Origin of the sequence: Variovorax sp. DAIF25 (genome assembly GCF_050711835.1) — a bacterium.
Classification (GTDB): domain Bacteria; phylum Pseudomonadota; class Gammaproteobacteria; order Burkholderiales; family Burkholderiaceae_C; genus Variovorax.
In genome coordinates, this window is sequence record NZ_CP136637.1 from 599,729 (window position 1) to 625,701 (window position 25,973).

21 protein-coding genes are annotated in these 25,973 nt (G+C 70.5%); 9 read left to right on the forward strand and 12 right to left on the reverse strand.

Annotated elements, in window-relative coordinates; all coding sequences use genetic code 11:
• The first annotated feature begins 84 nt into the window (after positions 1-84).
• From R0232_RS36855 to R0232_RS36870, 4 genes are all read left to right on the forward strand, one after another.
• Entirely contained in the window at positions 85-924 is an 840-nt protein-coding gene (locus R0232_RS36855; protein ID WP_431514170.1) for an isocitrate lyase/PEP mutase family protein, read from the forward strand.
• 271 nt (positions 925-1,195) lie between these two features.
• A complete protein-coding gene (hemP, locus tag R0232_RS36860) occupies positions 1,196-1,348 on the forward strand; it encodes a hemin uptake protein HemP (protein WP_431514644.1) in 153 nt (50 codons plus the stop codon).
• Positions 1,349-1,477: 129 nt separating this feature from the next.
• The gene (locus R0232_RS36865; RefSeq protein WP_093352239.1) at positions 1,478-1,891 is read left to right on the forward strand and encodes a transcriptional repressor; all 414 of its coding nucleotides are present in this window, start codon (positions 1,478-1,480) and stop codon (positions 1,889-1,891) included.
• Positions 1,892-1,982: 91 nt separating this feature from the next.
• Positions 1,983-4,106 (forward strand): putative bifunctional diguanylate cyclase/phosphodiesterase, encoded by a 2,124-nt coding sequence (locus tag R0232_RS36870; protein WP_431514171.1) that lies wholly within the window; start codon positions 1,983-1,985, stop codon positions 4,104-4,106.
• Between the two features lie 19 nt (positions 4,107-4,125).
• On the opposite strand, the gene R0232_RS36875 is transcribed toward R0232_RS36870, so the two are convergent.
• Positions 4,126-5,496 (reverse strand): MFS transporter, encoded by a 1,371-nt coding sequence (locus tag R0232_RS36875; protein WP_431514172.1) that lies wholly within the window; start codon positions 5,494-5,496, stop codon positions 4,126-4,128.
• Positions 5,497-5,608: 112 nt separating this feature from the next.
• Between R0232_RS36875 and R0232_RS36880 the strand changes: the two genes are divergently transcribed.
• Positions 5,609-6,478, forward strand: a complete 870-nt coding sequence (locus tag R0232_RS36880; protein ID WP_431514173.1) for a LysR family transcriptional regulator — start codon at positions 5,609-5,611, stop codon at positions 6,476-6,478.
• Between the two features lie 10 nt (positions 6,479-6,488).
• Here the strand turns inward: R0232_RS36880 and R0232_RS36885 are convergent, their stop codons facing one another.
• The 8 genes from R0232_RS36885 to hutU all read right to left on the reverse strand — a co-directional run bounded on the left by R0232_RS36885 (position 6,489) and on the right by hutU (position 17,567).
• Positions 6,489-9,035, reverse strand: coding sequence for a PAS domain-containing protein (locus tag R0232_RS36885; protein WP_431514174.1), 2,547 nt, complete (start codon positions 9,033-9,035; stop codon positions 6,489-6,491).
• Positions 9,036-9,154: 119 nt separating this feature from the next.
• Positions 9,155-10,747, reverse strand: coding sequence for a hypothetical protein (locus R0232_RS36890; protein WP_431514175.1), 1,593 nt, complete (start codon positions 10,745-10,747; stop codon positions 9,155-9,157).
• A gap of 239 nt (positions 10,748-10,986) precedes the next feature.
• Positions 10,987-11,958, reverse strand: a complete 972-nt coding sequence (locus R0232_RS36895) for an NADPH:quinone oxidoreductase family protein (protein ID WP_431514176.1) — start codon at positions 11,956-11,958, stop codon at positions 10,987-10,989.
• The gene (locus R0232_RS36900; protein ID WP_431514177.1) at positions 11,955-13,142 is read right to left on the reverse strand and encodes a CaiB/BaiF CoA transferase family protein; all 1,188 of its coding nucleotides are present in this window, start codon (positions 13,140-13,142) and stop codon (positions 11,955-11,957) included. The genes R0232_RS36895 and R0232_RS36900 overlap by 4 nt, the downstream gene beginning before the upstream one ends.
• 19 nt (positions 13,143-13,161) lie before the next feature.
• Positions 13,162-13,956 (reverse strand): ABC transporter ATP-binding protein, encoded by a 795-nt coding sequence (locus R0232_RS36905; protein WP_431514178.1) that lies wholly within the window; start codon positions 13,954-13,956, stop codon positions 13,162-13,164.
• On the reverse strand, positions 13,953-14,846 hold the full coding sequence (locus R0232_RS36910; protein WP_093352263.1) for an ABC transporter permease: 894 nt from the start codon (positions 14,844-14,846) through the stop codon (positions 13,953-13,955). Before R0232_RS36910 ends, R0232_RS36905 begins: the two co-directional genes overlap by 4 nt.
• A gap of 10 nt (positions 14,847-14,856) precedes the next feature.
• Positions 14,857-15,813 carry an ABC transporter substrate-binding protein gene (locus R0232_RS36915; RefSeq protein ID WP_431514179.1) on the reverse strand — a complete coding sequence of 319 codons (957 nt, stop codon included), beginning with the start codon at positions 15,811-15,813 and terminating at the stop codon, positions 14,857-14,859.
• Between the two features lie 17 nt (positions 15,814-15,830).
• Positions 15,831-17,567 (reverse strand): urocanate hydratase, encoded by a 1,737-nt coding sequence (gene hutU, locus R0232_RS36920; protein WP_431514180.1) that lies wholly within the window; start codon positions 17,565-17,567, stop codon positions 15,831-15,833.
• A gap of 150 nt (positions 17,568-17,717) precedes the next feature.
• On the opposite strand from hutU, the gene R0232_RS36925 reads away from it, so the two are divergent.
• Positions 17,718-18,680 carry a LysR substrate-binding domain-containing protein gene (locus R0232_RS36925; RefSeq protein WP_431514181.1) on the forward strand — a complete coding sequence of 321 codons (963 nt, stop codon included), beginning with the start codon at positions 17,718-17,720 and terminating at the stop codon, positions 18,678-18,680.
• On the opposite strand, the gene R0232_RS36930 is transcribed toward R0232_RS36925, so the two are convergent.
• From R0232_RS36930 to R0232_RS36940, 3 genes are all read right to left on the reverse strand, one after another.
• Positions 18,658-20,682 carry a putative bifunctional diguanylate cyclase/phosphodiesterase gene (locus R0232_RS36930; protein ID WP_431514182.1) on the reverse strand — a complete coding sequence of 675 codons (2,025 nt, stop codon included), beginning with the start codon at positions 20,680-20,682 and terminating at the stop codon, positions 18,658-18,660. The genes R0232_RS36925 and R0232_RS36930 overlap by 23 nt on opposite strands.
• Positions 20,683-20,842: 160 nt before the next feature.
• A complete protein-coding gene (locus tag R0232_RS36935) occupies positions 20,843-21,466 on the reverse strand; it encodes a nitroreductase family protein (RefSeq protein WP_431514183.1) in 624 nt (207 codons plus the stop codon).
• Positions 21,467-21,571: 105 nt separating this feature from the next.
• Positions 21,572-22,360 carry an SDR family NAD(P)-dependent oxidoreductase gene (locus tag R0232_RS36940; protein ID WP_431514184.1) on the reverse strand — a complete coding sequence of 263 codons (789 nt, stop codon included), beginning with the start codon at positions 22,358-22,360 and terminating at the stop codon, positions 21,572-21,574.
• A 93-nt stretch (positions 22,361-22,453) separates the two neighbouring features.
• Between R0232_RS36940 and R0232_RS36945 the strand changes: the two genes are divergently transcribed.
• The 3 genes from R0232_RS36945 to wecB all read left to right on the forward strand — a co-directional run bounded on the left by R0232_RS36945 (position 22,454) and on the right by wecB (position 25,953).
• Positions 22,454-23,350 carry a LysR family transcriptional regulator gene (locus R0232_RS36945; protein ID WP_431514185.1) on the forward strand — a complete coding sequence of 299 codons (897 nt, stop codon included), beginning with the start codon at positions 22,454-22,456 and terminating at the stop codon, positions 23,348-23,350.
• 186 nt (positions 23,351-23,536) lie between these two features.
• Complete coding sequence (locus R0232_RS36950) at positions 23,537-24,571, forward strand: alpha/beta fold hydrolase (RefSeq protein ID WP_431514186.1); 1,035 nt, start codon at positions 23,537-23,539, stop codon at positions 24,569-24,571.
• 248 nt (positions 24,572-24,819) lie between these two features.
• Complete coding sequence (gene wecB / locus R0232_RS36955) at positions 24,820-25,953, forward strand: non-hydrolyzing UDP-N-acetylglucosamine 2-epimerase (protein WP_431514187.1); 1,134 nt, start codon at positions 24,820-24,822, stop codon at positions 25,951-25,953.
• Positions 25,954-25,973: the final 20 nt, after the last annotated feature.

Below are 25,973 nucleotides of genomic sequence, written 5' to 3' on the forward strand. Positions count from 1 at the left end.
AACAGCAGTTTTTTCCAAGCCGCGACGGCGCGTCGTTTCTAAGCTGCGGTCACTTCCAACTTCCTCCTCACGGAGCCGGTGACCATGCAACGCAACGACGACACGCCATCCAGGACCGACCTCTTCCATAACCTGCACGCGGGCCCCGCGCCCCTGATCCTCGTGAACGCCTGGGACGCCGCCAGCGCCCGCGTCATCGAGCGCGCGGGCGCGAGCGCCATCGCCACCACCAGCGCGGGCATCGCGTGGTCGCTCGGCTACGCGGACGGCGAACGGATGCCCGCCGACGAACTGATCGCGGCCTGCGCGCGCATCTGCCGCGTGGCGCGCGTGCCGGTCAGCGTGGACCTCGAACGCGGCTACGGCGACGGCTCGCAGGCGGTGCGCGACGTGGCGGCCGCGCTCGTCGACCTGGGCGTGGCCGGCATCAACATCGAGGACGGCACGCGGCCCGGCACGCGCGAGCTGGCGCCGCCCGAAGTGCTGTGCGAGCGCATCGCCGCGATCCGCGCGCTCGATGCGCGCTTCTTCATCAATGCGCGCACCGACACCCACATCGTCCCCTGGGACGACCCGGCGGCGCGCTTCGAGGAAACGCTGCGCCGCGCCGCGCTCTGCGCGGCGGCGGGCGCGGACGGCATCTTCGTGCCCGGCCTGTCGAGCCCCGAGGAGATCGAAGGCCTGTCACGCGCGGTGGCCCTGCCGGTCAACGTGTACGCGGGCTATGCCGGCGCGCCCACGGCCGAGAGCCTCTCGAAGGCCGGCGCACGTCGCATCAGCCTCGGCTGCGGCCCGCTGCAGGCGGCGCTGGGCCTGGTGGGCCGGCTCGCGAGCGAGGCCTTCGCGCGCGGCCGCTTCGATGCGATGGACGAACGCATGCTGTCGGTCGGCGAGCTCAACACGCTCTTTTCACCCGACGCATGAAAATTCAGTTTTCATTAATGAGAATCACTCTCATTCAGTGCTATAGTCGAGCCAAGTCACCAACCAGCTTCATCCCGAAGCGCTCACCGCCACCATGCAAGCTCTCCTCTCTCAAGGAAGCCAACCGTCCCCGTCGGGACTGACCAGCCACCGCCCGACCCTGCGCGTGCGCCGCGCCGCGACGCCGCAGCCCGTCGCCCTGACGGTGGAGGCCTTCGTGCACGAGCCGGTGCTCGCGGACGAAGTCGCCCGCGAAGCCGCCGCGCCGGAGGTGGTTCGTCCATTCGACGACGCCGCGCTGGTGACGGCCAGTCTCGACAGTGCGGCGCTGCTGCGCGGCCAGAAGGTGGTCGAGATCTCGCACAACGGATTCGTGTACAGGCTGCAGGCCACCAAGCTGGGCAAGCTCATCCTGACCAAGTAGTTTCAGTTTCATCGTGGGGCGACTCCGAGACTCAACGGTCTCCAAGGGTCGTTTTTTGCTAGCCATCGGTTCACCGGCCAGCCATGCATTTTTTTCCCACGCCGACGAACATCGACCGGACGCACGCGCATGGATGAGCACGCCGCCGCTCCCGACCTGAAGCAGACCGGGCTCAAGGCCACCCTGCCGCGCCTGAAGGTGCTGGACCTGTTCCGCACCAGCAAGCAGCGGCACATGGCGGCGGAAGACGTCTACCGCCAGCTGCTGGCCGAACAGACCGACCTGGGCCTGGCCACCGTCTACCGCGTGCTGGCCCAGTTCGAGCAGACCGGCCTGCTCAAGAAGAGCCAGCTCGGCAACAACAAGGCCGTGTACGAGCTCAACGACCGCGAGCGCCACCACGGCCACCTGGTGTGCACCAAGACCGGCGACGTGCTCGAGTTCTTCGACCCCGAGATCGAGAACCGCCTCAAGGTCATCGCGGCGGAACTGGGCTTCGAGCTCTCCGACTACGTGGTCACGGCCTTCGGCGCGCGGCGCTAGCCGCCGTCCCTCGCGACGTGAGGCGCCCACGCCCCGGCGGGTCGTACCCCCGCGTCAACCCCTTGTTACAAGCTCGCGAGATACTCGGGCAGTGAACGCCCCGTCTCTCTTTCTCCCTTCCCACCACGACCCGCTGATCGTCGCGGCCTCCCTGCTGATCGCCACCCTGGCTTCCTTCGTCGCGCTCGACCTGTCGCGGCGCATGCGCGGGCCCGGCGGGGATTTCCAGCCGCTGTGGTGGAGCGTCGGCTCGGTGGTGCTGGGCACGGGGATCTGGTCGATGCATTTCGTGGGCATGCTGGGCTTCACGCTGCCGATCGAGCTGGGCTTCTCGGGCTGGTACACCTTCCTGTCATGGGTCGCGGCGGTCGCGGCCTCGGGCGTGGCGCTGTGGGTCGCGAGCCGGCCCAACTACAGCCTCGGGCGGCTGGGCGTGGCCTCGCTGGTCATGGGCGGCGGCATCTGCGGCATGCACTACATCGGCATGGCGGCGCTGCAGATGGCGCCCGGCATCCTGTGGCAGCCGGTGATCGTGGCGCTGTCCGCGCTGGTCGGCATCGGCGCCTCGGCGGTGGCGCTGCTGATCATGCGCAACCTGGGCCGCGTGAGCGCCGCCCGGCGCCCGGCGGTGCAGCTGCTGGCCGCGCTGGTGATGGGCGTGGCGATCTGCGGCATGCACTACACGGGCATGGCGGCCGCCAACTTTGCGCCCGATTCGGTCTGCCTGAGCGCCGGCGAGCTGCACGGCGCGGGGCTGACGGTCATCGTGGTGCTGGCGTCGTGCGTGCTGCTGCTGGGCACGCTGCTCGGCTCGATCCTCGAGGCCCGCATGCAGATGGTCACGCAGCGCCTGGCGCTGTCGCTCGAGGACGCCAACGCCGAACTCACCCACGCCAACCGCGAGCTGCAGCGCCATGCCTTCACCGACGCGCTGACCGGCCTGCCCAACCGCGTGCTGTTCGAGGACCGGCTGGAACACGCGCTGGCGCGCATGGCGCGCGTCAACCAGCCGCTGGTGAAGGAACGCGTGGCGATCCTGTTCGTCGACCTCGACGGCTTCAAGCCGATCAACGACTCCTTCGGCCACGCGGCCGGCGACGAGATCCTGCGTGCCGCGGCCAAGCGGCTGATGGATGTCGCGGGCGACGGCGACACGGTGGCGCGCATCGGCGGCGACGAGTTCCTGCTGCTGCTCGAGGGCGTGAGCGATGCGGCCGAGGCCGCCCAGGTGGCCAACCGCGCGCTGCGCAAGCTGGCCGAGCCCTTCTCGCTGCAGGACAAGCCGCTGCAGATCGCCTGCTCGATCGGCATCGTGGTCTACCCCGGCCAGGGCGAGCCCGACAAGCTCGTGGCCAATGCCGACGCCGCGATGTACATCGCCAAGCGCGCCGGCGGCGCGAACTACGTGATGTTCGAATCGCACATGGGCTCCGACGTGGCGGCGCAGCTGCGGCTGCAGAGCGACCTGCGCCGGGCCGTCGACCTGAACCAGTTCGAGCTGCACTACCAGCCGAAGATGGACGGGCGCGACGGCTCGCTCAGCGGCGTGGAGGCGCTGGTGCGCTGGAACCACCCCGAGCTCGGCCTGATCGGGCCGGCGCAGTTCATCGGCCTGGCCGAGCGCTTCGGCATGATCGTGCGCCTGGGCGACTGGATCCTCGACGAGGCCTGCCGGCAGATCGCCCAGTGGCGCACGCAAGGCCTGTCGATGCCGGTGGCGGTGAACCTGTCGGTCATGCAGCTGCGCGAGGTGGATTTCGTCGAGCGCGTCGAGCGCGCGCTGGCCCGGCATGCGGTGCCGGCCTCGCTGCTGCTGTGCGAGATCACCGAGTCGGTGGCGATGGAGGACATCCGCGCCACGCACCGCACCTTCGAGGGCCTCGCGGCCGTGGGCGTGTTCCTGTCGATCGACGATTTCGGCACCGGCTACTCGAGCCTGAGCCAGTTGCGCCGGCTGCCGGCGCGCCAGGTCAAGATCGACCGCAGCTTCGTGCAGGACCTCGAATCCAAGGAGGATTCGCGCGCCGTGGTCGATGCCGTGATCCGGCTCGCGCATGCGCTGGGCCTGAGCGTGGTGGCCGAGGGGGTCGAGAACGAGATCCAGCGCGACATCCTGCTGACGATGGGCTGCGACGAGCTGCAGGGCTTCCTGTACTCGCGCGCGCTGCCGGCCTCGCAGCTGTTCGACTGGCTCGCGGTGCGCGCCGCGGCCTGAGCGCGGCCCGCCACCGCCTTCATCGGCCGCGCGGCAGCGGCTCGAGCCGCCACCAGCACAGCGCGCAGCCCAGCAGCAGCAGCACGGCGGCGATGCCCGTCGACAGCTGCATGCCGCGCAGGAAGGCCTGCGGCGCGGTGTGGCGCACCAGGTGGCCGAACACCGCGACCCCGAGCAGCCCGCCGACCTGGCGCGAAGCATTCAGCACGCCCGAGGCGACGCCCGCGCGCGAGGCCTCGACCGAGGACAGCGCGAGGTTGGTCATCGTCGGCACGCACAGCGCCGTGCCGCTCGCGGCCAGCAGCATCGGCAGCACCAGCCAGGCATAGGCGCCCTCGATGCGCACCGGCAGCAGCAGCGCATAGCCGCAGGCCGCCAGGCCCAGCCCCATCACCATCAGCCGCCGCGCGCCGATGCGCGTGACGAGCCGGCCCGCGAGCACGCTGGCGCCCATCAGCACCAGCGTCATCGGCAGGAAGGCCAGGCCGGTCTGCTGCGGCGACAGGTGCTGCTGGACCTGGAAGAACAGGCTGAAGACGAAGACCAGCCCGTAGTAGCCGAAGTTGACGACCACGCCGCACAGGGAGGCGATCGCGAAGGCGCGGATGCGCAGCAGGCCCAGCGGCAGCATCGGCGCGGCGCTGCATGCCTCGATCCAGACGAAGGCCCCGCCCGCCGCGAGCGCCAGCAGCAGCCCGCCCGCGACCCAGGCGCTGGTCCAGCCCAGCCGCCCGGTCTCGACCAGCGTCGCCGTCAGCGCGGCGAGCGCGAGCACGGCGGCCAGTTGCCCGGGCCCGTCGAGGCGCCGCGCATGGCCTGGCCCGTCGGCGGGCACGTGGCGCAGGGTCAGGGCCCCGGCCAGCAGGCCGATCGGCAGGTTGATCAGGAAGATGCTGCGCCAGCCTCCATGCGCGACCAGCACGCCGCCGAGCACCGGCCCGGCCGCCATCGCGATGCCGCCGATCGCGCCCCACCAGCCGATCGCGCGGCTGCGCTCGACCGGGTCCGCGAAGGCCCGCTGCAACATCAGCAGCGAGTTGGGCACCAGCAGCGCCGCGCCGACGCCCTGCAGCAGCCGCGCCGCCACCAGCGTGCCGAGCCCGGGCGCCGCGCCGCAGGCGACCGAGGCCACGGTGAACAGCGCGAGGCCGCCGAGGTAGATGCGGCGCGGCCCGAAGCGGTCGCCGAGCGCGCCGCTGCTCAGCAGCAGGGCAGCGAACACCAGCGTGTAGGCATTGACCACCCATTGCAGCCCGGCCACGTCGGTGCGGAACTCGCGCAGCAGCGCATCGAGCGCGACATTGACCACGCTCACGTCGAGCAGCACCACGACGAAGCCCAGCGACGCGGCCACCAGCGTGCCCCGGCGCGAAGACGATCCGGTTCGCATGTTCCACCCTTTGCATCCATGAAGAGGAGGCGATGGTGCGCCGCGGCGTTCTGTGCGTGAATTCCCTAAAATCGCGGACTCACTGCGAGAAAACGCACAGATAAACAACACCATGTTCGACTGGGAGAACCTGCGCCATTTCCTGGCCGTCGGCCGCGCTGGCACGCTGTCGGGTGCCGCGCGCTCGCTGCGCGTCGACCATGCGACGGTGAGCCGCCGGCTGGCGGCGCTCGAGGCCGAGCTGGGATTGCCGCTGGTGGAGCGGCTGCCGCGCGCCTGCCGCCTGACGGCCGCGGGCCTCGAGGTCTTCGAGCAGGCCAAGGCGATGGAGAGCGCCTCCTTCGCCATCGCGCGGCGCAGCCAGGCGCGGCAGGTGTCGCTGCGCGGCAAGGTGACCTTGAGCGCCTCGCCGGTGCTGGCCACGCACTTCCTCGCCGCGCGCATGGCGGACTTCCATGCGGTCTACCCCGACATCCAGCTGTCGGTGCGCTCCGAGGCCCAGCAGGTCTCGCTGAGCCGCGGCGAGGCGGACCTCGCACTGCGCCATGTGCGGCCCAGCGAACCGAACAACATCGCGCGCCGCGTCGGCCGCATTCCCTTCGCGCTCTATGCGGGGCGCGACTACCCCGCCCTCGCGGAGCCCGCGCGCTGGACCTTCATCGCCTACGACGACCGCTTCGCCGACATGCCCCAGCAGCGCTGGCTGCTCGGCAACGCGGGCGAGCGCCCCGTGAGCTGCGAGCTCGGCGACATCAGCAGCCAGCTCGTCGCCGCGCGTGCCGGTGCTGGCGTCGCGGGCCTGCCCTGCTTCCTCGGCGACGCGGAGCCCGCGCTGGTGAAGCTCGAGCCCGGCGGCGCGCCCTTCGAGCATGCGATCTGGCTGGTCACGCACCGCGAGCTCAAGCGCTCGGCCACGGTGCGCGCGGTGATGGACTATCTCGCCCGGGCCTTCGCCGACAGCGAGGCGCTGCGGCTGCCCTGATCGCCGCGTTCTAGGACGCGTCGAGCACCTCGCGCACGCGCACCGCCAGTTCCTCGATCGTGAAGGGCTTGCCGATCAGGTGCACGCCCGCGTCGAGCACGCCGTTGTGCACCACCGCGTTGCGCGTGTAGCCGGTGGTGAACAGCACCTTGAGTTCCGGCCGCCGCCGCAGCGCCTCGTCGGCCAGCTTGCGGCCATTGGTCTCGGGCATCACCACGTCGGTGAACAGCAGCTGGATCTCGGGATGGGCATCGATCAGCTTCAGCGCCGCCACGGCACCGTCGGCCTGCAGCACGCGGTAGCCGAGCTCGGTGAGCGCCGCGACCGTCAGCTGCCGCACCGCGGGCTCGTCCTCCACCACGAGGATCAGCTCCTCGGTGCCGCCCAGCGGCGTGTCCGGGGCGGCCTCGGCCTTCTCGTCCTCGGCGGGCGCGCCGAGCAGGCGCGGCAGGTAGACCTTCACGGCCGTGCCCTCGCCGACCTCCGAATAGATCTTCACGTGGCCGCCCGACTGCTTGACGAAGCCGTAGACCTGGCTCAGGCCCAGCCCCGTGCCGCGGCCCACCTCCTTGGTGGTGAAGAAGGGATCGAAGGCCTTGGCGACCACCTCGGCGGGCATGCCCGAGCCGGTGTCGCTGACGGCGATCATCACGTACTGCCCGGACGAGAGGCCGAGGTGCTCGACCGCATAGCGCTCGTCGAGGTGGGTGTTGGCGGTCTCGATCGTGAGTCGCCCGCCGTCGGGCATGGCGTCGCGCCCGTTGACCGCGAGGTTGAGGATCACGTTCTCGAGCTGGTTGGGGTCGGCATGCGTGCGCCACAGGCCGCCGGCCAGCACGGTCTCGAGCTGGATCGCGCCGCTGAGCGAGCGGCGCAGCAGGTCCGACATGCCCGCCACCAGCCGGTTGGCATCGAGCGACTCGGGGCGCAGCGGCTGCTGGCGCGAGAAGGCGAGCAGCCGTTGCGTCAGCAGCGCGGCGCGCTTCGCGCCGTCGCGCGCGGCCTCGACGTAGCGCCGGGCGCGAACGTCGTCGGCCGCGAGCTGCCGCCCCAGCAGGTCGAGCGAACCGATCACCACCGCGAGCATGTTGTTGAAGTCGTGCGCGATGCCGCCGGTGAGCTGGCCCACTGCCTCCATCTTCTGCGCCTGGCGCAGCGCCTCCTCGGTCTTGAGCCGCTGCGCGACCTCCTCGGCCACGCGGTGCTCGAGCGAGTCGTTGAGTTCGAGCAGCGCGCGCTCGGCGCGGTGGCGCTGGGTCACGTCCTGGAACAGCACCGCGACCTGGCGACGCTCGGGCGGCTCGACGCGGAAGGCTGCCAGCTCGAGGAAGCGGCCGGTTCGCACCAGCTCGCGCTCGAAGCGCACCGGTTCGCCCGTGAGCAGCACGCGGCGGTAGATGTCGACCCAGCCGTCGGCTTCGTCGGGCACCATCTCGCGCACCCGCTGGCCCACCACGTCGGCGATGCCGGCATTGGCCAGGTAGGCCGGGTTGGCCGTGACGTGGACGTAGTCGCTCATCGGGCCGTGCGGGCCGTCGAGGAATTCGATGACGCAGAAGCCCTCGTCGATGGTCTCGAACAGGGTGCGGAACTGCCGATGGCTCTCGCGCAGCGCGAGCTCGGTGGCCTTGCGCTCGCTCAGGTCGAGCATGGCGCCGATCATGCGCAGCGGCCGGCCCTGCGCGTCGCGCAGCACGGTGCCGCGGTCGAACACCTCGGCATGGCTGCCGTCCTTGCGCAGGAAGCGGTACTCCTGCGTCCAGGCCGTTCCGCCGCCGTCGATCACGGCATGGATGCCGGTCTCGACGCGCGCGCGGTCCTCGGGATGGATGTGGTCGAGCCACCAGTCGGCGCTGGTCTCTTCCTCCGTGTGGCCGAACAGCGTGGTCAGCGCCTGGTTCCAGACCACATGGCCGTCGGACAGGCGCCAGTCCCAGACCGCGTCGTTGGTGGCCAGCACCGCGAGCCGGTAGCGCTCCTCGGTCTCCGTGCGCTGGGCCTGGCGCCGCGTCGCCTCGTCCTCCTTGTCGGCCAGCCGGCGCCGGGCCAGCACCTGGGCGGTGGTCTCCCAGACGGTGCACAGCAGGCCGCGCACGGCGCCCTGTTCGTCGCGCAGCGGCGCATAGGAGAAGGTGAACCAAGTCTGTTCCTCCAGCCCCTCGCGGTTCACGACCAGCGGCAGGTCCTCGCGATGGACCGGGCTGCCGGCCAGCGCCGTCTCGACCAGCGGCCCGACCTCGGGCCAGATCTCCGCCCAGACCTCGGCCAGCGGTGCGCCCAGAGCTGCGGGATGCTTGCCGCCGAGGACCCGGGCGTACGGCTCGTTGTAGACCATGCCCAGGGCGTCGCCCCAGGCCAGCCACATCGGCAGGGCCGAATCGAGCATCAGCGACACCGCGTGGCGCAGCGCGCCGGACCAGCCCTGCGGCGGACCGAGCGCCGAGCGCGCCCAGTCGTGCCCGCGCAGGAAGGCGGCGGCGAGCGTGCCGTCGGGCCGGAAATGTCCCTCGTGCTGCAGTGCGGTGCCGGGCCCGCCGTGTGTCTCGCCGTTCTTCATGAGTGCGTCCGCGTGCTGGGCGTATCCCTTGGTGCGCCTGTCCAGGGTCGGTATCGTAGGGGCGCCGCGGGCTGTGCCGCGTCGGCGGGCAGGCCGTCTCGCGACCGGTCCGGGGCGATCTAGGGGCTGGACGTCGGCGGCGGCACCGCCCACGGGTTCGCGGATCCCGGCGGTCTCAGCACGGACGGCGCGGAAGGATCGGAGGACGGCATCGTCATGCTCGGCGGCGAAGCCATCACCGGACGGACCGGTGCCGGCCGGGGCATCACGGGCAGGGGCGACAGGCCCCGAACCTCCGACAGCCCCGCGGTCGCATCGCCCGCCCGCCGCCCGAACTCGCGCTTGATCGCCCGGTCGATCAGCGGATAGGGAAACATCGCGAGCTTGCCCATGAGGCAGTTGATCATCAGGCTGTCGAAGGAACGGCCGAACGATCCCTTCTCGAATTCCCTGGCATGAAGCTCGAGGATGCGGATCGCGTCGTTGCACTTGAGCACGTCGGCCTTGCCCTTGCCGAGCGAGGCGGCCAGCTTCCTTGCCTCCGGCAGCGTGGCGTAGGGCTGCTGCACCAGCGCGGCCGGTGCGATGGCCGGTGCCGTCGGTGCCGGAGGTCGCGCCGGCGCCGCGGCCAGGGGCAACGGCGGCGAAGGTGCAAGCGCGGGGAACGAAGCCGCCGGTGCGCTCGGCGCGCGCGGCAAGGGTGCCAGCGTGCGATGCGGCGCCGGCGCCGGGGCGGGCGGCGTCGAGAGCCTCGACAGCGTCGACGCGAGCCCCATCATGCCCACCAGGCACATCACCACCACCCACGGATTGCTGGCGGACGCCGCGTTGCCCGTGGGCACCGGCCGCGCCTTGGGCCGCGCGGGCGCGAACGCCACGAAGCGCCGCCACGCCGGAATGGCCGCTTCCCATGCGCGCCAGCGCTCGATGTTCGAGGGGTTGGTGACGATGTGCAGCCAGTGGGGGAAGTTGCGTACGGCCTGCTCGGCCAGCGGCAGCGACTTCGCGAGCCGGCGCACGCCCGGCTTGTCCGGCGAGCGCAGCTGCCGGATCGGTTCGCGCAGGCGCTCGCGCGTGGCCTCGGGCAGGCTGTCGTACGCATCCAGCTCCTGGATCGCGTGGTCGACGATGACGCCGGAACGGCCCAGCCTCGAGAGCGACGCCGCTTCCTCGCGCCAGCGGAAGGCACCGACGGCCGGGGCGAACACCTTCTCGTGCCCGGGGCGCCAACCGTTGGCCAGCCACGAGGCCACGCCCAGCTCGAACAGGAACCGTGCATCCACATCCAGCAGCCGTGGGTCCTCGAGCGCGGCATCCAGCGCCGCCCGCGCTTCGTGCCGGTCCAATGTCCCGGCCGCGGCGAGGCGGGCCATGAGGGCATCGAATACGGCGCGGGCGTAGTCGTCGGACCGCTGCATCCGGGACGGCGCGGCGGCGTCGTCGACCGGGCCGCTCGCAGGTGCCGCCAGGGTCGGCGCAGCCTCCTCCGGCGAAGCGGGTGTCGGGTCCGGCGCATCGCGCGCGGCGGCATCGCGGTGCGCGAGCCAGGCCAGCACGAGCTCATAGCGCTCGCGCAGCGCCTGGAACCGCGCGGGCTCCGCGGCGACGTCGATCTGCTTGAGCTGCGCGGCATAGGCGCGGCGTACCGCCTTGCCGTCCGTGTCTTCCGAAAGGCCGAGCGACTGCAGGGCCGCGAGCACCTGCGCGTTCATGGCCGGGCACGCCCGTCAAGGGAACACGGGCACGCCGCGTCCCCGGATCCCTGCGCCTGGCATGCCGCCATCCGGCTGCTGGCGATGCCCCGTTCCTTGCCGACCGTCATCCTCGCCCCTCGTGTTCCGCTTTCGTGGCGAATGTATACGAGCGAGGCGACGGCCGGCGCTCGCGCCGGCTCAAGGCGCTGGAGGATGTGCGCGAGCACCTGGGCTTGCCCAGGCCGCCCAACGTCGAATCAGGAATTGCCGTCGGGCAGGAGCACCAGCTTGCCGAAGGTGCGCCGCTCCTGCAGATCGGCCAACGCGCGAGGCAGCTCGCTGAAAGCGTAGCGGCCGCCCACGTCGGCGTGCAGTTGCTGGTGCCTGAAACCGGCCAGCACGTCGTCCAGCGCCTGCCCGATCAGCGGCAGGTCGCGCTCGTGGCTCCAGTAGATGCCGAGCGCCGACGCGCTCTTGAGCAGGAGACGGTTGGCGCGGATCTCGGGAATGCGTCCGCTCGAGAAACCCACGAGGCACAGGCGCGCGCCATGGGCCAGGCACTTGACGCTGCGGTCCGTGATATCGCCCCCCACGGGATCGATGACCACATCCACGCCCTTGCCGCCGGTGGCCTGCATCACCTGCTCGACCCAGTCGTCCTCTCGGTAGTCGATGCAGACCGAAGCCCCGCGCTCCCTGCAATGCGCGAGCTTGTCCTGGCCGCCCGCGGTGGCGATGACGCGCGCACCGGCCCGAATCGCGAGCTGGGTGGCCGCCAGCCCGACCCCGCCGGCGGCCGCGTGCACCAGCACCGTCTCGCCCGCCTGCAACCGGGCCCGCGCGAACAGGGCGATCCACGCGGTCGGCCAGACCACCGGCAGCACGGCGGCCTCGGCCAGCGGGACTTCCTCGGGCACGCGCACCAGCCACGAGGCCTCGGCCACGGCGAACTGCGCGAAGCCGCCCCACATGACCTTGGTGGCGACCCGGTCGCCGGGGCTGAAGGCGCCACCGCCCGAAACGCTCTCGACGATGCCGCTGATCTCCTGGCCCGGGGTGAAGGGCAGCGGCGGCCGGATCTGGTAGGCGCCGCGCGTCATCAGCACGTCCGAGAAGTTGAGTCCGGCAGCGGCCACCCGCACCAGCACCTGGCCTGGCTTGGGATGCGGCAGCGGCATCTCCATGAGCTCCGGAGGCTGCGTGACGTCCCTGACGATCCACGACTTCATACGGCCCCCCGCGCGCGCAGTTGCGCAAGATCCGCCGGCGCGATGCCGATGCCCTGCAACACCTCGTCGGTGTGCGCGCCCAACAAGGGGTCGGCCTGGACCTTCGCCGGATCCCCCGAAGAGAACACGGCCGGCTGCAGCACGAACGGCCAGGGGCGCTCGGCATCCTGCGCCTGGGCGACCCGCCCTCGATCCTGCCGCGCGGACTGCGCATGGGCCTGCTGCAGATCCCAGACCGGGCCCGCCGGAACGTCGGCCTCCAGGCAGGCCTGCACCACCTCGCCCACGGTCCGCTCGCGCGACCATGCCGTGATCGCCGCCTTCAGCGCCGGCTCGTTGCGCGCGCGCTGCAGGTTGTCGACGAAGCGCGGATCCTCGACCCATTCGGGCTTGCCGATCAACGGCGCGAAGCGGCGGAAGAACCCGTCGTTGCTGACCACGATCACCGCCCAGCCGTCGCGGGCCTCGAAGCAGTCCACCGGCGAGGTCACGGGATGGCGGTTGCCCACGCGCTGCGGCGCCGTGCCGCTGGCGAACAGGCGGCTCGCGCTGGTGAGCTGCAGGGCCAGCATCGCATCGAACATCGACAGGTCGATCTGGCGCCCCTGGCCATCGCGCTCGCGGGCGAACAGCGCCGTCATCAGCGACCAGGCACCGAACAGGCCCGTCACGAGGTCCGCCACCGAGTCGCCCACGCAGGTGGGCTCCTGCCCGGGACGGCCCGTGGTGCTCATGAGCCCGGACATGGCCTGGATGATCAGGTCATAGGCCGGCCGCCCCTTGAATTCGCCCTGCTGCCCGAAGCCCGAGATGCTCAGGTAGACCAGCGAGGGATTGCGCGCCTTCAGCGTCTCGTAGTCCACCCCCAGCCGCTGCGCGACGCCGGGGCGGAAGTTCTCGACCACCGCATCGGCGGTATCGATCAGCGCATACAGCATTTCGCGCGCGCGCTCGTCCTTGAGATTGAGCGTGACGCTCTTCTTGTTGCGGTTCAGCAAGGAGAAGTAGACGCTGCGGCCGTCGACGAAGGGGCCGAAGTGGCGCGAGTCGTCGCCGGTCACGGGCGTCTCGATCTTGATCACCTCGGCCCCCACGTCGGCCAGCAGCGCGGTGCAATAAGGCCCCGACATCACGCGCGACAGGTCGACGATGCGCAGGCCGTTCAGAAGTTGTTGTTGGGTCATGAGTTGGGTCATGAGGAGGTCATCCCAGAAGAAGGCTGTCGTCGCTGAGTTCCTTGCCGCTGCGCCGGGAGAACAGCGCCAGCAGGTCGGGAACATCGAGCCGCTCGCGTTCGCTGCCGGCGATGTCGAAGACGATGCGCCCCTGGTGCAGCATGATGGTCCGGTCGCCGTGATCGAGCGCCTGGCGCATGCTGTGCGTGACCATCAGCACCGTGAGCTTGAGCTCGCGCACGAGATCGTCGGTGAGCTTCATCACGAACTCCGAGGTGCGCGGATCGAGCGCAGCCGTGTGCTCGTCGAGCAGCAGCAGGCTCGACGCGTTGAGCGACGCCATCAGCAGGCTGATCGCCTGGCGCTGCCCGCCCGAGAGCAGGCCCATGCGGTCGTGCAGCCGGTTCTCCAGCCCGAGGCCGAGCCGGGCCAGCGCCGCGCGGATGCGCTCGCGCCGAGGCGCCGTCACCGCGTGACCCAGCCCGCGCGCATGGCCGCGCGCCAGGGCGATGGCCATGTTCTCCTCGATCGTCAGTTCCTCGCAGGTGCCCGCCAGCGGATCCTGGAAGACACGGGCGATGGCCCCGGCGCGACGCGCGACCGGCCAGCCGGCGATGGCTTCGCCGTCGATCGTGACGGCCCCGCCGGTGGGGGTCGTCTCTCCCGCGAGCACATTGAGCAAGGTGGACTTGCCGGCGCCGTTGGAACCGATCACCGTGATGAACTGCTGCTGGGGGATGTCCAGCGACAGGCCGCGCAGCACGTGGTTCTCGAGCGCGGAGCCGGGATTGAAGACCACATCGAGCTTCTCGACCCTGATCATGCTTTTCTCCCGCGCAGCGCACCGGCCAGGCCCACGCCGGGCGCAACCAGTGCCAGGGCCACGAGCGCCGCGGTCACCATGTTCAAGTCGGAGGGCGTGAGCCCGATGCTGTCGACGTCCAGTGCCAGCGCCACCGCGATGCGATAGAGCACGGCGCCCACCAGCGCGGACAAGGTCGCGCGCACGATGGTCGTGTTCCTGATCAGCACCCCGCCGCCGATCACGGCGGCAAAGCCGACGACCACCACGCCGCCGCCCATGTTGACGTCGGCCGAGCCCTGCGTCTGCGCGAAAAGCGCACCGCCGAGGGCGGACAGCCCGTTCGCCATGGCGAGCCCCAGCCAGGTCATGCGGCCGGTGTGGATGCCGTAGGCAGCCGCCATCCGCGGATTGGCGCCGGTCGCCCGCAGGGCCAGGCCGGTTTCGGAGGCGAGGAAGCGGTTGAGCAGCAGGACGATCGCAGCGCACAGCAGGATGAGCACGAGCGGTACCGCATAGGCACTGCCGACGAAGTGCGCGCCCAGCCCCGTGAACACCGTGTCCGTGCCCAGCAAGGGCGTGTTGGGCCGCCCCATGATGCGCATGTTCACTGAATACATCGCGACCGAGGCCAGGATGCCGCTGAGGATGTGCAGGATGCGCAGCCGGACATTGAGGAAGGCCGTGAGCGAGCCCGCGAGCATGCCGGCGACGAAGGCCAGCAAGGTGGCCAGGTAGGGGTTGGCGCCTGCGACGATCGATGCGGCGGCCACGGCACCGCCGAGCGGGAAGCTGCCCTCCACCGTGATGTCGGGGAACTTCAGCAGGCGAAAGGTGATGTAGGTTCCGAGCGCGACGAAGCCGAAGATCAACCCCGTCTCGAGCGCGCCCAGCAAGGCGTAGAAATTCATCCCGCCCTCCTCAGCGATTGACGATGTTGGCCTGGCGGGCCACGTCGTCCGGGATGCGCAGGCCCGCGGCCTGCGCGGCGCGCTGGTTCACGACCGTGCGAAACACCTGCGGCGTTTCCACGTCGATATCGCCGGGCTTCGCGCCCTTGAGGATCTTGACGACCTGGCGGGCCGCTTCCTCGCCGACGGCGTTGTAGTCGAAACCGATCGAGGCCACCGCGCCGCGCTCCACGGTGCGGGTCTCGGCCGTGAACACGGGAATCTTCTGTTCCTGGCCGATGCGCACCGCCGATTCGAGCGCCGCGTACACGGTCGGATCGTTGGGAATCCAGACCACGTCCGTCTTGCCCACGAGCGAACGCATGGCCGAACCGACCTCGTTGGAGGTGGGCGCGTTCGCCTCGACCAGCGTCATGCCGTGCGCCTTGAGCAGCGGCTTGAGCACCTCGATCTGGTAGCGCGAGCCATCGAGCCCGGTGTTGTAGATCACCCCCAGGCGCCTGGCCTGCGGCATGAAGGCCTTGATCAGGCGCAGCTGCCGCTCGATCGGCGCGAGGTCGGAGATGCCGGTGGCGTTGCCGCCCGGACGCTTCAGCGACGGGACCACCTTGGCGCCGAGCGGATCGGTCACCACGGTGAAGACCACGGGCACCGTCCTCGTGGCCGACAAGGCGGCCTGCGCCATCGGCGTGGTGATGGTGACGATCACGTCGGGCGCATCGCCGACGAACTTGCGCAGGATCTGCGTGGCGATGCCCGCGTTGCCCTGGGCCGACAGGTAGTCGAGCCTGAGGTTCTGGCCTTCGACGTAGCCCGCGCCGCGCAGTGCGTCCACGAGCCCGGTCTTGACCTGGATCAGCTGGGGAATGTCGACCATGTTCGCGATCGCCACGTGCCTGGTCTGCGCCGAGGCCATCGACGCGCCGACGACGAGCCCGAGGGCCAGGAAGTACCTTGTCCATTTCATGACGTGCTCCTTCAGAGTCAGGCTGCCAGCGAAGGCAGGTCCAGTTGGCGCTCGCGCGCGGTGCGCGCGGCGATCTCGTAGCCCGCGTCGGCGTGGCGCATCACGCCGGTGGCGGGATCGTTCCAGAGCAGCCGCGCGATGCGCTCGTCGGTGCCTTGCGTGCCATCGGCCACCAGCGCCATGCCCGCGTGGATCGAATAGCCCATGCCCACGCCGCCGCCGTGATGGATGCTGACCCAGTCGGCCCCGCAGGCCGTGTTGAGCAGCGCATTCAGGAGCGGCCAGTCGGCCACGGCGTCGGAGCCGTCGAGCATGCCTTCGGTCTCGCGGTTCGGGCTCGCCACCGAGCCCGAGTCCATGTGATCGCGGCTGATGGCGATCGGCCCGCTGAGCTCGCCGTTGCGCACCATCTCGTTGATCGCGAGCCCGGCGAGATGCCGCTCGCCCAGGCCGAGCCAGCAGATGCGCGCGGGCAGGCCCTGGAACCTGACGCACTCGCGTGCCATCGTGAGCCAGCGGCCCAGCGCCTGGTCCCGCGGGAACAAGGCGCGCAGGCGCTCGTCCGTCTTGTAGATGTCCTGCGGATCGCCCGACAGCGCGACCCAGCGGAAAGGCCCCTTGCCCTCGCAGAACAGCGGCCGCACATAGGCCACCACGAACGACGGAAAGTCGAAGGCCTGCGCCACGCCTTCATCGAGTGCGACCTGGCGGATGTTGTTGCCGTAGTCGAACACCACGGCGCCGCGCGCCTTGAAGTCCAGCATCGCGCGCACATGCAGCGCGATCGATGCGCGCGCCGCCCGCTCGACCGCGCGGGGGTCGCTCGCGCGCGCCGCCTCCCAGCGCGCCACGTCCCAGCCGGCGGGCAGGTAGCCGTGCAGCAGGTCGTGCGCGGCGGTCTGGTCGGTCACCACGTCGGGACACAGGCCGCGGCGAACGATCTCGGGCAGGACCTCGGCGGCATTGCCGCACAGCGCGATCGACAGCCCGCGGCGCTGCGCACGCGCCTCGTCGACGAGTTCGAGCGCATGCGCGAGATCGCGCGCCTGCACGTCGAGGTAGCCGGTGCGCAGGCGCATGTCGATGCGGCTCTGCTGGCACTCCACCACGAGGATCGCGGCGCCCGTCATCCGCCCGGCCAGGGGTTGCGAGCCGCCCATGCCGCCGAGCCCCGCGGTGAGCATCCATCGGCCCTCCATCGAGCCGCCGAAATGCCGGCGCCCGACCTCCGCATAGGTCTCGTAGGTCCCCTGCACCGTGCCCTGGCTGCCGATGTAGAACCAGGAGCCGGCCGTCATCTGGCCGAACATCATCAGGCCCTTGCGCTCGAGCTCGTTGAAGTGGTCCTGCGTGGCCCATTTGGGCACGAGGTTGGAATTGGCGATCAGTACGCGCGGCGCCATCGCATGGGTACGGAACACGCCCACGGGTTTGCCGGACTGCACCAGCAGGGTGTGGTCGTCGTCCAGCCGCTCGAGCGTTTCGACGATGCGATCGAAGGCGTCCCAATTGCGCGCCGCGCGCCCCACGCCGCCATAGACGATCAGTTGCGCGGGATTCTCCGCAACGTCCGGATCGAGGTTGTTCATCAGCATGCGCAACGGCCCTTCCGTGCGCCAGCTGCGGGCTCGAAGTTCGGTCCCGCGGGCGGCGCGAACGACCCGGGGCAACGATGTCTCGTGAGGCAATTTCTTCTCCTGTGCGGTCCATGCCAAGGCGGCCGATTCAGCGTCGCCACCAATTCCATTGCTCATGGATCCGGAGAAAGATGGCGTGCCTGAAAGTGATGAGAATTACGCCTGTTCTCCCTAGAATGCGGCGTGTCCGCGACGATTATGAAAATTGCGTTGCACGGCCGAAAGCGATTTTTCCTCCTTGGTGGATGACCAACGCTCATGCATTGAATGCGAACCCACACGCCCTCCCTTTCGTGCCTGCTGGCGTTCGAGGCCAGTGCCCGGCACCACAGCTTCACCCGCGCGGCCGACGAGTTGTGCGTGACGCAGGGCGCGATCAGCAAGCTCATCAAGGCGCTGGAGGACGAACTCGGCACGCTGCTGTTCGTGCGTGAAGGCAAGCGATTGACGCTCACGCCGGCGGCCGACGCGTACCTGCGGCGCATCCAGCCGCTGCTGCACAAGCTCGAGGCCGCGTCGGTCGAGCTCAAGGCCGGCGGCCGCAGCAGCGGCCGTTTCAACCTCGCGGTGTTGCCCAGCATCGCGGCCCGGTGGCTGATGCCGCGCTATTCCGATTTCTCGGCGCGCCATCCCGACGTCATCCTGAACCTCACCACCCACCTGTCGCCGTTCAACTTCCACATCGAGGACATCGATGCGGCCATTCATTTCGGGGCCAAGGCCTCATGGAGCGGCGCCGAGATGGAGTTCCTGCTGCAGGACGCGGTGGTGCCGATCTGCAGCCCGGATTTCCTGCGCCGCTACGGCCCGTTCGACGAGCCGCGCCGGCTGCTGGACTACACGCTCGTGCACCTGGCCTCGCGCATGGACTCGTGGAATTTCTGGCTCGGCAGCCTGGGCGTGGAGATGGGACACACGCCGCCGGGACCGGTGTTCGAGCACTACCTGATGATCGTGCAGGTGGTCACCGCCAGCCTCGGCATCGGGCTCGCACCCTACTTCCTCGTGGCCGACGACATCGAGCAAGGCCGGCTGGCCGTGCCCTACCCCCACATGGCCAGCGAGGACCTGGCCTACTACCTGGTCTATCCCGGCGAGAAGAAGGACTATCCGCCGCTGCGCGCGTTCAGGGGCTGGCTGGCGCAGGAGCTGGTCGCGACGCAGGGGTCGATCGACGGCTTCCGCGCGAGCTGCCCGCATCCATCGCTCAGGACCTCGACGCCATCGTGACGGGAAGGGAGTCCCGGCGCCGCTGCGCCCACGCCACCACCTGCCCCAACGGCGCCGGCCGCATGAAATAGAAGCCCTGCAGCAGCGGACAGCCGAGCCGCGTGAGCGTCTCGAACTCCTCCTGGCTCTCGACGCCCTCGGCCACCACCTCGATGTCCATCGAGTGCCCCAGCCGCACCACCGCTTCCACCATCAGGCAACTGGCGGGCGAGGAATCGAGGCCGAACACGAAGCTGCGGTCGATCTTCACCTGGTGCACGTGCTCGCCGCGCAGCGAGGCCAGCGAGGAATAGCCGACGCCGAAATCGTCGATCGCGACCGCGACGCCGGACTCGGCCAGCGCGCGCAGCCGGGCGCGCGCGGTCGAGGTGTCGAGCGCGACCTCCTCGGTGATCTCGATCTGCAGGCGGCGCGGCGGCAGGCCGTGCGCCGCGAGCACCTGCGCGGTGATGACATCGACCGGCAACTGCGACATCTCGCGCGGCGACACGTTCATCGCCACCGGCAGTTCGGCGAACGCGCCGCCGATGCCACCGAGTTGCACCAGGCCATGGCAGACCTCCTCGAGGATGTGGCGCAGCAGGCGCTCGGCCAGCCCGGTGCTCGCGGCCGCGAAGATCACTTCGCCGGGCGCGACCCAGCCGTGCTTCGGATGCCGCCAGCGCAGCACGGCCTCGAGGCTGTGCAAGCGCCGCCCGCGGTCGGCGAGGATCGGCTGGTACCAGGCGCAGATGGCGCGCGTCGCCATGGCCTCGACCATGTCGCGCTCGATGTCGCGCCGGCGCAGCAGGCGGCCGTGCAGCACCTCGTCGAAGCGATGGCAGCGGTTGCGTCCGCGCCGCTTGGCCTCGTAGAGCGCTTCGTCGGAGAAGCTCAGCATCTCCTCGGCCGAGCGGTCGGGGCTGGTGCAGATGCCCACGCTCACGCCGAGCTGGCCGCCGTAGTGCGACGTGGCATGGCCGATCGAATCGATGAGCCCCTGCGCCACGTGCTCGGGCGCATCGGCCGCGCCTTGCGGGCGATAGAAGACCGCGAACTCGTCGCCGCCCCAGCGGCCGACCACCGCGTCATGCTGCGCCAGCCGTTGCTGCAGCCACCGGCCGACGTCCTGCAGCACGCGGTCGCCGGTCTTGTGGCCGAAGGCGTCGTTGATGGCCTTGAAGCCGTCGAGGTCCAGCATCAGCGCGGCATGCGGCGTCACGTCCGCCTGCGCGGCCTCGAAGCGCGCGGCCGCCTTCGCGAAGCCCTCGCGGTTGAGCAGGCCGGTCAGCGAATCGTGGTTGGCACGAAAGTCCAGCTCGCGCGTCGCGCGCGTGGACTCGGCATGGGTGCGCTGCAGCTCGGCCGCCATGAACAGCGCCTCGTTCTTCAGCCGGCTGCTGGCGCGGAACGCGCGCTCGCCGCGCCGCGAGGCGTAGACCAGCGTGCACAGGTAGACGAAGACCATCGCCGCGAGCGCGTTGTGATGAAAGCCGCCGGCATGGAGCAGCCACGCGGTGACGGCGGCCAGCGCGGGCGTCACGAAGACGATCGGCACCGGCGCATAGGCCGCGCTGAAGATCACGGAACCGGCGCAGACGCCGCAGACGATGGTCAGGAAGAACAGCGTTTCCGACGGGTTCTCGCTGTCGCAGAACAGCGGCAGCAGCGCCCACACGCAGCCCGACAGCAAAGACGACAAGGTGATGCGGCGAAAGCGCTTCGCGAGTTCGCGCTCGTCCATGCCGGCCACGGCCTGCTCGACCGCGCGCAGCGACCGGCAGACATGGGCCCGGTAGGCATTGGACAGAACGACCAGCAGCAGCCAGGCGGCCGGCCCGGCCCAGTGCACCGAGGCATAGAGCGCGACGCCGGCGGTCACGCAGCCCACGGCCATGCCCGAGGGCACGACGGCACGCACGCTGCGCTGCACCGACAGCAGCTGATCGCTCCTCACCCGCCGCGAGAGTTCGTCGGACGACGGGCCGCTCGAGGGGTCGTGACCTGATGGGAGATCGACCATGGTGGGCAACTGGTGGCGGGAGTCCTCACCCCCTTGAACCATTGCGCACCGGAAGCCGCGCGCCGCCCTTCGTCCTTTTGCCCTTCGGGGCGTCGGCCTGCGCCGACAGGGCGGCTCGGGCCGCGTCGCCAGAGGCACGGCTCGGATCCAGCGCCGCGGCTCAGACCAGCTGCAGCACCTGCGCCAGCGGCCGGCGCGGCTTGCGCGGCCAGTTCTGGGGCGTGGCGTAGCCGATGGCCAGCAGCAGCACCGGGATCTCGTCGGCCGCCAGCGCGAAGGCCTCGGCGACCGCGGGCGCATCGAAGCCGATCATCGGCGCGGAGCCCAGCCCCATCGCCTGCGCCGCAGAGATGAGCGCACCGGCGCCGAAGGTCGCGCTGCGCACCGCCTCGTCGCGCTGGCGCTGCGGCTGCTCGAAGTAGAGGCTCTTGGCCGCGCCTTCCCAGCCCGGGACCATCTCCGCCGGCATGAAGCCGGCCTCGACGGCGCCCGCGAGGCGATCGGGCAGCGTGCGATGGTCGGCGAGCTGGCCGCAGACGATGAAGGTCACGGCGGCTTCGCTGACCTTGGCCTGGTCCCAGGCCAGCGCGCGCAGCCGCGCCTTCTGTTCGGGCGTGCGCACGGCGACGAAGCGCCAGTTCTGCAGGTTGAACGAGGTCGGCGCGGTCGTGGCCAGGCGCACCAGCTCCTGGATGCGCTCGTCGCTGATGCCGCGCGCGGGATCGAACAGGTTGGTGGTGCGGCGCTCTTCGATGGCCTGGATGATCGGGATCGGATGGGACATGGACATCTCCTTGGATGAAGCTTGCAGACGAGCCCCGTCCTCCGCCCGCGCGCGGCGGCGCGGGCGGCTGGAACGGGACGAAGGGAATCGGGAAAGAAGGCGGCGCTAGACGATGCTGTCGACCACGCCGCCATCGACGCGCAGCGCGGCGCCGGTGGTGGCCGAGGCCTGCTCGGAGCTGGCGTAGAGGATCATGTTCGCGACCTCTTCCACGCGCGCGGCGCGGCGGATGATCGACGAGCCGCGGTGCGTGGTGACGAAGTCCGCCGCGACCGCCTCCAGGTCGCGGCCCGAGGCTTCCACCTCGGCCTGCAGCATGTCGGCCACGCCTTCGGACAGCGTGGGTCCGGGCAGCACGGCGTTGACCGTCACGCCGGTGCCGGCCAGCCGCTTCGCGAGGCCGCGCGAGACGGCCAGCTGCGCGGTCTTCGAGAAGCCGTAATGGACCATGTCGGCCGGGATGTTGAGCGCCGACTCCGAGGACACGAACACGATGCGGCCCCAGCCGCGCGCGACCATGCCCGGCGCATAGGCGCGCGCGCAGCGCACGCCCGACATCACGTTGGTCTGGAAGAAGCGCTCCCATTCCGCGTCGGGCGTGTCGAAGAAGTCCTGCGGCCCGAAGACGCCGAGGTTGTTCACCACGATGTCGAACTCGGGATGGCGCGCCTGCAGCGCGGCGCAGGCCTCGGGCGTCGAGAGATCGCCCGCGAAGCCGTGGGCGCGCGATGCGGCGTCGCCCAGCCGCGCCAGCGCGGCCGCCACGCCGGCCTCGCTGCGGCCGTTGATCACGACCTCGGCGCCCGCGGCCAGGAAGCCCCGGGCGGTGGCGAAACCGATGCCGTTGGTGGAGCCGGTGACGAGCACGCGGCGGTGGTTGAAGTGGATGTTCATGGGATTCCTTGGTCGATGGCCGCGATCGTATTTCTGCATCGATCCATTGATAATCCGGCGCATCTCCAAATCACCTTTCGACATCCTCGAACAATGGACCGGATCGACGCCCTGCGCCTGCTGATCGACGTTGCCGAATGGGGCAGCTTCTCGGGGGTCGCGCGCCAGCGCGCCGTCGCCACCTCGACCGTGACCCTGGCCATCAACCAGCTCGAGCAGGAGGTGGGCGCGCGGCTCATGCAGCGCTCGACGCGGCGGCTGGCCTTCACCCACGAGGGCGAGGCGCTGGTGGCGGATGCGCGCCGCATCGTCTCGGAATGGGATGCGGCCCTGGGCGGCCTGCGCCAGCAGGGCGAGCTGTCGGGCCCGGTGCGCGTCACCGCCACCAACGACTTCGGCCGCTCGCAGCTGCGGCCGCTGCTCGACGCCTTCCAGCAGCGCCACCCGCGCGTGCGCATCGGGCTGCACCTCAGCGACAGCACCATCGACCTGATCGAGACCCACATGGACCTCGCGATCCGCTTCGGTCCGCTGCCCGACTCGAACCTGCAGGCCCGCCTGCTGGTGCCCGGCGAGCGCCTGGTCTGCGCCGCGCCGGCCTACTGGAACGCGCGCGGCCGCCCGGCGCACCCAAGCGAACTGGCGCAGCACAACTGCCTGGTGCTCGCGCGGCCCGGTGCGCCGCTCGCGGCCTGGACCTTTCGCGACGGCGGCCGGCCCTTCAACGTCAAGGTGTCGGGCGACCGCGAGGCCAGCGACGGCTCGGTGCTGCGCGAATGGGCCGTGAACGGCGTGGGCGTGATCTTCAAGAACCGGCAGGACATCCGGCACGAGCTCGAGGCCGGCGCACTGGAGGGGGTGCTGGGCGGCTACGTGGCGGGGCCGATCGACCTGTTCGCGGTCTTTCCGGGCGGTGCGCCGAGCCGGCGCGTGGCGGCGCTGGTGGATTTTCTTGCGGCGGCGTTGGGGACACCGGTGCCGGGCGCCTGAGCGCGCGGGCCACAACGAAATTTACTGTCTGCGAACCACCCCGGGATACACAGCGATACGCAGCCCCCGCCCCCGGGCACTCCCGCGAATGAACATCCGCGCCATCGATCGCCAGGCACCGCGAACGACACCGGCGCGACAGGCCTTCGGCCCGATGCCATCCACCACCATTCGCAAGGAGTTCCCATGACGCTTTCCTCCCCGCTCGAGCGCCGCTCGTTCCTCGCCAAGGCGGCCATCGGCCTCGCCACGGCCCAGTTCGCGGCGGTCGTTCCCGCGTTCGCGCAGTCGAACACGCCGTCCGCCGGCGGCACGCCGCGACGCCTCGAGCCGCTCAAGCACATCGATGCGGGCGTGCTCAACGTCGCCTATTTCGAGGCCGGCCCCGCCAACGGCGCGCCGGTGATCCTGCTGCATGGCTGGCCCTACGACATCCACATGTTCGTCGACGTCGCGCCGCTGCTCGCGGCCGCGGGCTTCCGCGTGATCGTGCCCTACCTGCGCGGCTACGGCGCCACGCGCTTCCTCTCGGCCGACACGCCGCGCAACGGCCAGCAGTCGGTGGTGGCGGCCGACATCTTCGCGCTGATGGACGCGCTGCAGATCCGCAGCGCGACGGTCGCCGGCTGCGACTGGGGCGCGCGCACGGCCTGCATCATGGCGGCGCTGCAGCCCGAGCGCGTGAAGGCGCTGGTGTCGGTCAGCGGCTACCTGATCGGCAGCCAGGAGGCCGGCAAGAACCCGCTGCCGCCCGAGGCCGAGTTCCAGTGGTGGTATCAGTACTACTTCGCGACCGAGCGCGGCCGCCTGGGCTACGACAGGAACCGCAACGCGTTCTCGAAGCTGATCTGGCAACTCGCCTCGCCCAAGTGGAACTTCGATGCCGCGACCTTCGAACGCAGCGCGCGCGCCTTCGACAACCCCGACCACGTCGCGATCGTGGTCCACAACTACCGCTGGCGCCTCGGCCTGGCCGAGGGCGAGGCCAGGTACCAGCCGCTCGAGGACCGGCTCGCCAAGGCGCCCGTGATCACCGTGCCGACCATCACGCTCGAAGGCGATGCCAACGGCGCGCCGCACCCCGAGCCCGCCAGCTACGCGAAGAAGTTCTCGGGCTTCTACGAGCACCGGCAGGTCGACGGCGGCATCGGCCACAACCTGCCGCAGGAAGCGCCGCAGGCCTTCGCGGCCGCGGTGGTGGATGTGGCGCGACGCGCCTAGCCGAGCCGGCTGGCCGTCGCCTCGGCGGCCAGAATTGCCAAAAAGTAGACACTTCCGTTTTCAATTGTTGATGGTTTGTTAAATCTTTAGTTACACTGTCGGCTTCGAGGGTCAGACGGCGCAGACCGGTCCCGCCCTGAGGGGGTACGCGAGTACCCCTTTATTCATTTGTTCGTGTCCGGCTTGCCGCCGCCTTGCGTCCACACGCGGGGAGGCCGTGCGTCGGCACCAGCCACTGACTCCTCGAAATGCACGTACTGTCGATCTTCGGGACCCGTCCCGAGGCCATCAAGATGGCCCCCCTCGTCGCCGCCCTGCGCCGCGAGCCGCGCGTGCGCAGCACCGTGTGCGTGACCGGTCAGCACCGCGAGATGCTGACCCAGGTGATGTCGCTGTTCGACCTCGAGGCCGACCACGACCTCGACGTGATGCGGCCCAACCAGTCGCTCAACGGGCTCTACGGCCGCCTGATCGCGGGCGCCGACGCGGTGCTCGAGGCCGAGCAGCCCGACTGCGTGCTGGTGCATGGCGATACCACCACCGCCGCGGCCTGCGCCATGGCCGCCTTCCATCGCCGCATTCCGGTCGGCCACGTCGAGGCCGGCCTGCGCAGCGGCGACATCCGCTCGCCCTTCCCCGAGGAGCTCAACCGCCGCTTCGTCGATTCGGTCAGCAGCTGGATGTTCGCGCCCACGCCCTCCTCGCGCGACGCCCTGCTCGCCGAGAAGCCGCCGGGGCGCATCTGGGTCACGGGCAACACGGTGATCGACGCGCTCGCGGCCACCGTCGAGCGGCTCGAGTCCGACCGACCGCTGGCCGCCACCCTCGAGAAGCGCCACGGCTGGGTCGATGCCAGGCGCCGGCTGATGCTGGTCACCGGCCACCGCCGCGAGAACTTCGGCGAGGGCTTTCGCAACATCTGCGCCGCGCTGCGCGAACTGGCGCTGCGCGACGACGTGCAGATCGTCTACCCGGTGCACCTGAACCCCAACGTGCACGACGTGGTGAAGGCCCAGCTGTCGGGCCTGCCCAACGTGCACCTGATCGCGCCGCTGGGCTACCTCGACTTCGTCTGGTTCATGCAGCGCGCCTACCTGATCCTGACCGACTCGGGCGGCGTGCAGGAAGAGGCGCCCTCGCTGGGCAAGCCGGTGCTGGTGATGCGCGACGTGACCGAGCGCCCCGAGGCCGTGGCCGCCGGCACCGTGCGGCTGGTCGGCACCTCGCCCGAACGCATCGTGGGCGAGGCGCGGCGCCTGCTCGACGACCCTGCCGTGCACGCCGAGTTCTGCCGCCGCGGCAATCCCTACGGCGACGCGCGCGCGAGCCAGCGCATCGTGGACGTGCTGTGCGAACGGCACACCGCCGAGTTCGTGCCCTGAGCACGGAACGCCGCCCCTCC

Excerpts from the sequence above, each read along its gene's own strand:
- R0232_RS36925 (WP_431514181.1), top strand. The coding sequence starts at position 17,718 with ATGCGAACCCACACGCCCTCCCTTTCGTGCCTGCTGGCGTTCGAGGCC.
- R0232_RS36910 (WP_093352263.1), bottom strand. The coding sequence starts at position 14,846 with ATGAATTTCTACGCCTTGCTGGGCGCGCTCGAGACGGGGTTGATCTTC.
- R0232_RS36890 (WP_431514175.1), bottom strand. The coding sequence starts at position 10,747 with ATGAACGCGCAGGTGCTCGCGGCCCTGCAGTCGCTCGGCCTTTCGGAA.
- R0232_RS36885 (WP_431514174.1), bottom strand. The coding sequence starts at position 9,035 with ATGAAGAACGGCGAGACACACGGCGGGCCCGGCACCGCACTGCAGCAC.
- R0232_RS36930 (WP_431514182.1), bottom strand. The coding sequence starts at position 20,682 with ATGGTCGATCTCCCATCAGGTCACGACCCCTCGAGCGGCCCGTCGTCC.
- R0232_RS36950 (WP_431514186.1), top strand. The coding sequence starts at position 23,537 with ATGACGCTTTCCTCCCCGCTCGAGCGCCGCTCGTTCCTCGCCAAGGCG.
- hutU (WP_431514180.1), bottom strand. The coding sequence starts at position 17,567 with ATGAGCAATGGAATTGGTGGCGACGCTGAATCGGCCGCCTTGGCATGG.
- R0232_RS36880 (WP_431514173.1), top strand. The coding sequence starts at position 5,609 with ATGTTCGACTGGGAGAACCTGCGCCATTTCCTGGCCGTCGGCCGCGCT.
- R0232_RS36855 (WP_431514170.1), top strand. The coding sequence starts at position 85 with ATGCAACGCAACGACGACACGCCATCCAGGACCGACCTCTTCCATAAC.
- R0232_RS36905 (WP_431514178.1), bottom strand. The coding sequence starts at position 13,956 with ATGATCAGGGTCGAGAAGCTCGATGTGGTCTTCAATCCCGGCTCCGCG.
- R0232_RS36915 (WP_431514179.1), bottom strand. The coding sequence starts at position 15,813 with ATGAAATGGACAAGGTACTTCCTGGCCCTCGGGCTCGTCGTCGGCGCG.
- R0232_RS36865 (WP_093352239.1), top strand. The coding sequence starts at position 1,478 with ATGGATGAGCACGCCGCCGCTCCCGACCTGAAGCAGACCGGGCTCAAG.
- R0232_RS36935 (WP_431514183.1), bottom strand. The coding sequence starts at position 21,466 with ATGTCCCATCCGATCCCGATCATCCAGGCCATCGAAGAGCGCCGCACC.
- R0232_RS36875 (WP_431514172.1), bottom strand. The coding sequence starts at position 5,496 with ATGCGAACCGGATCGTCTTCGCGCCGGGGCACGCTGGTGGCCGCGTCG.
- R0232_RS36940 (WP_431514184.1), bottom strand. The coding sequence starts at position 22,360 with ATGAACATCCACTTCAACCACCGCCGCGTGCTCGTCACCGGCTCCACC.
- R0232_RS36900 (WP_431514177.1), bottom strand. The coding sequence starts at position 13,142 with ATGACCCAACAACAACTTCTGAACGGCCTGCGCATCGTCGACCTGTCG.
- R0232_RS36945 (WP_431514185.1), top strand. The coding sequence starts at position 22,454 with ATGGACCGGATCGACGCCCTGCGCCTGCTGATCGACGTTGCCGAATGG.
- R0232_RS36895 (WP_431514176.1), bottom strand. The coding sequence starts at position 11,958 with ATGAAGTCGTGGATCGTCAGGGACGTCACGCAGCCTCCGGAGCTCATG.
- wecB (WP_431514187.1), top strand. The coding sequence starts at position 24,820 with ATGCACGTACTGTCGATCTTCGGGACCCGTCCCGAGGCCATCAAGATG.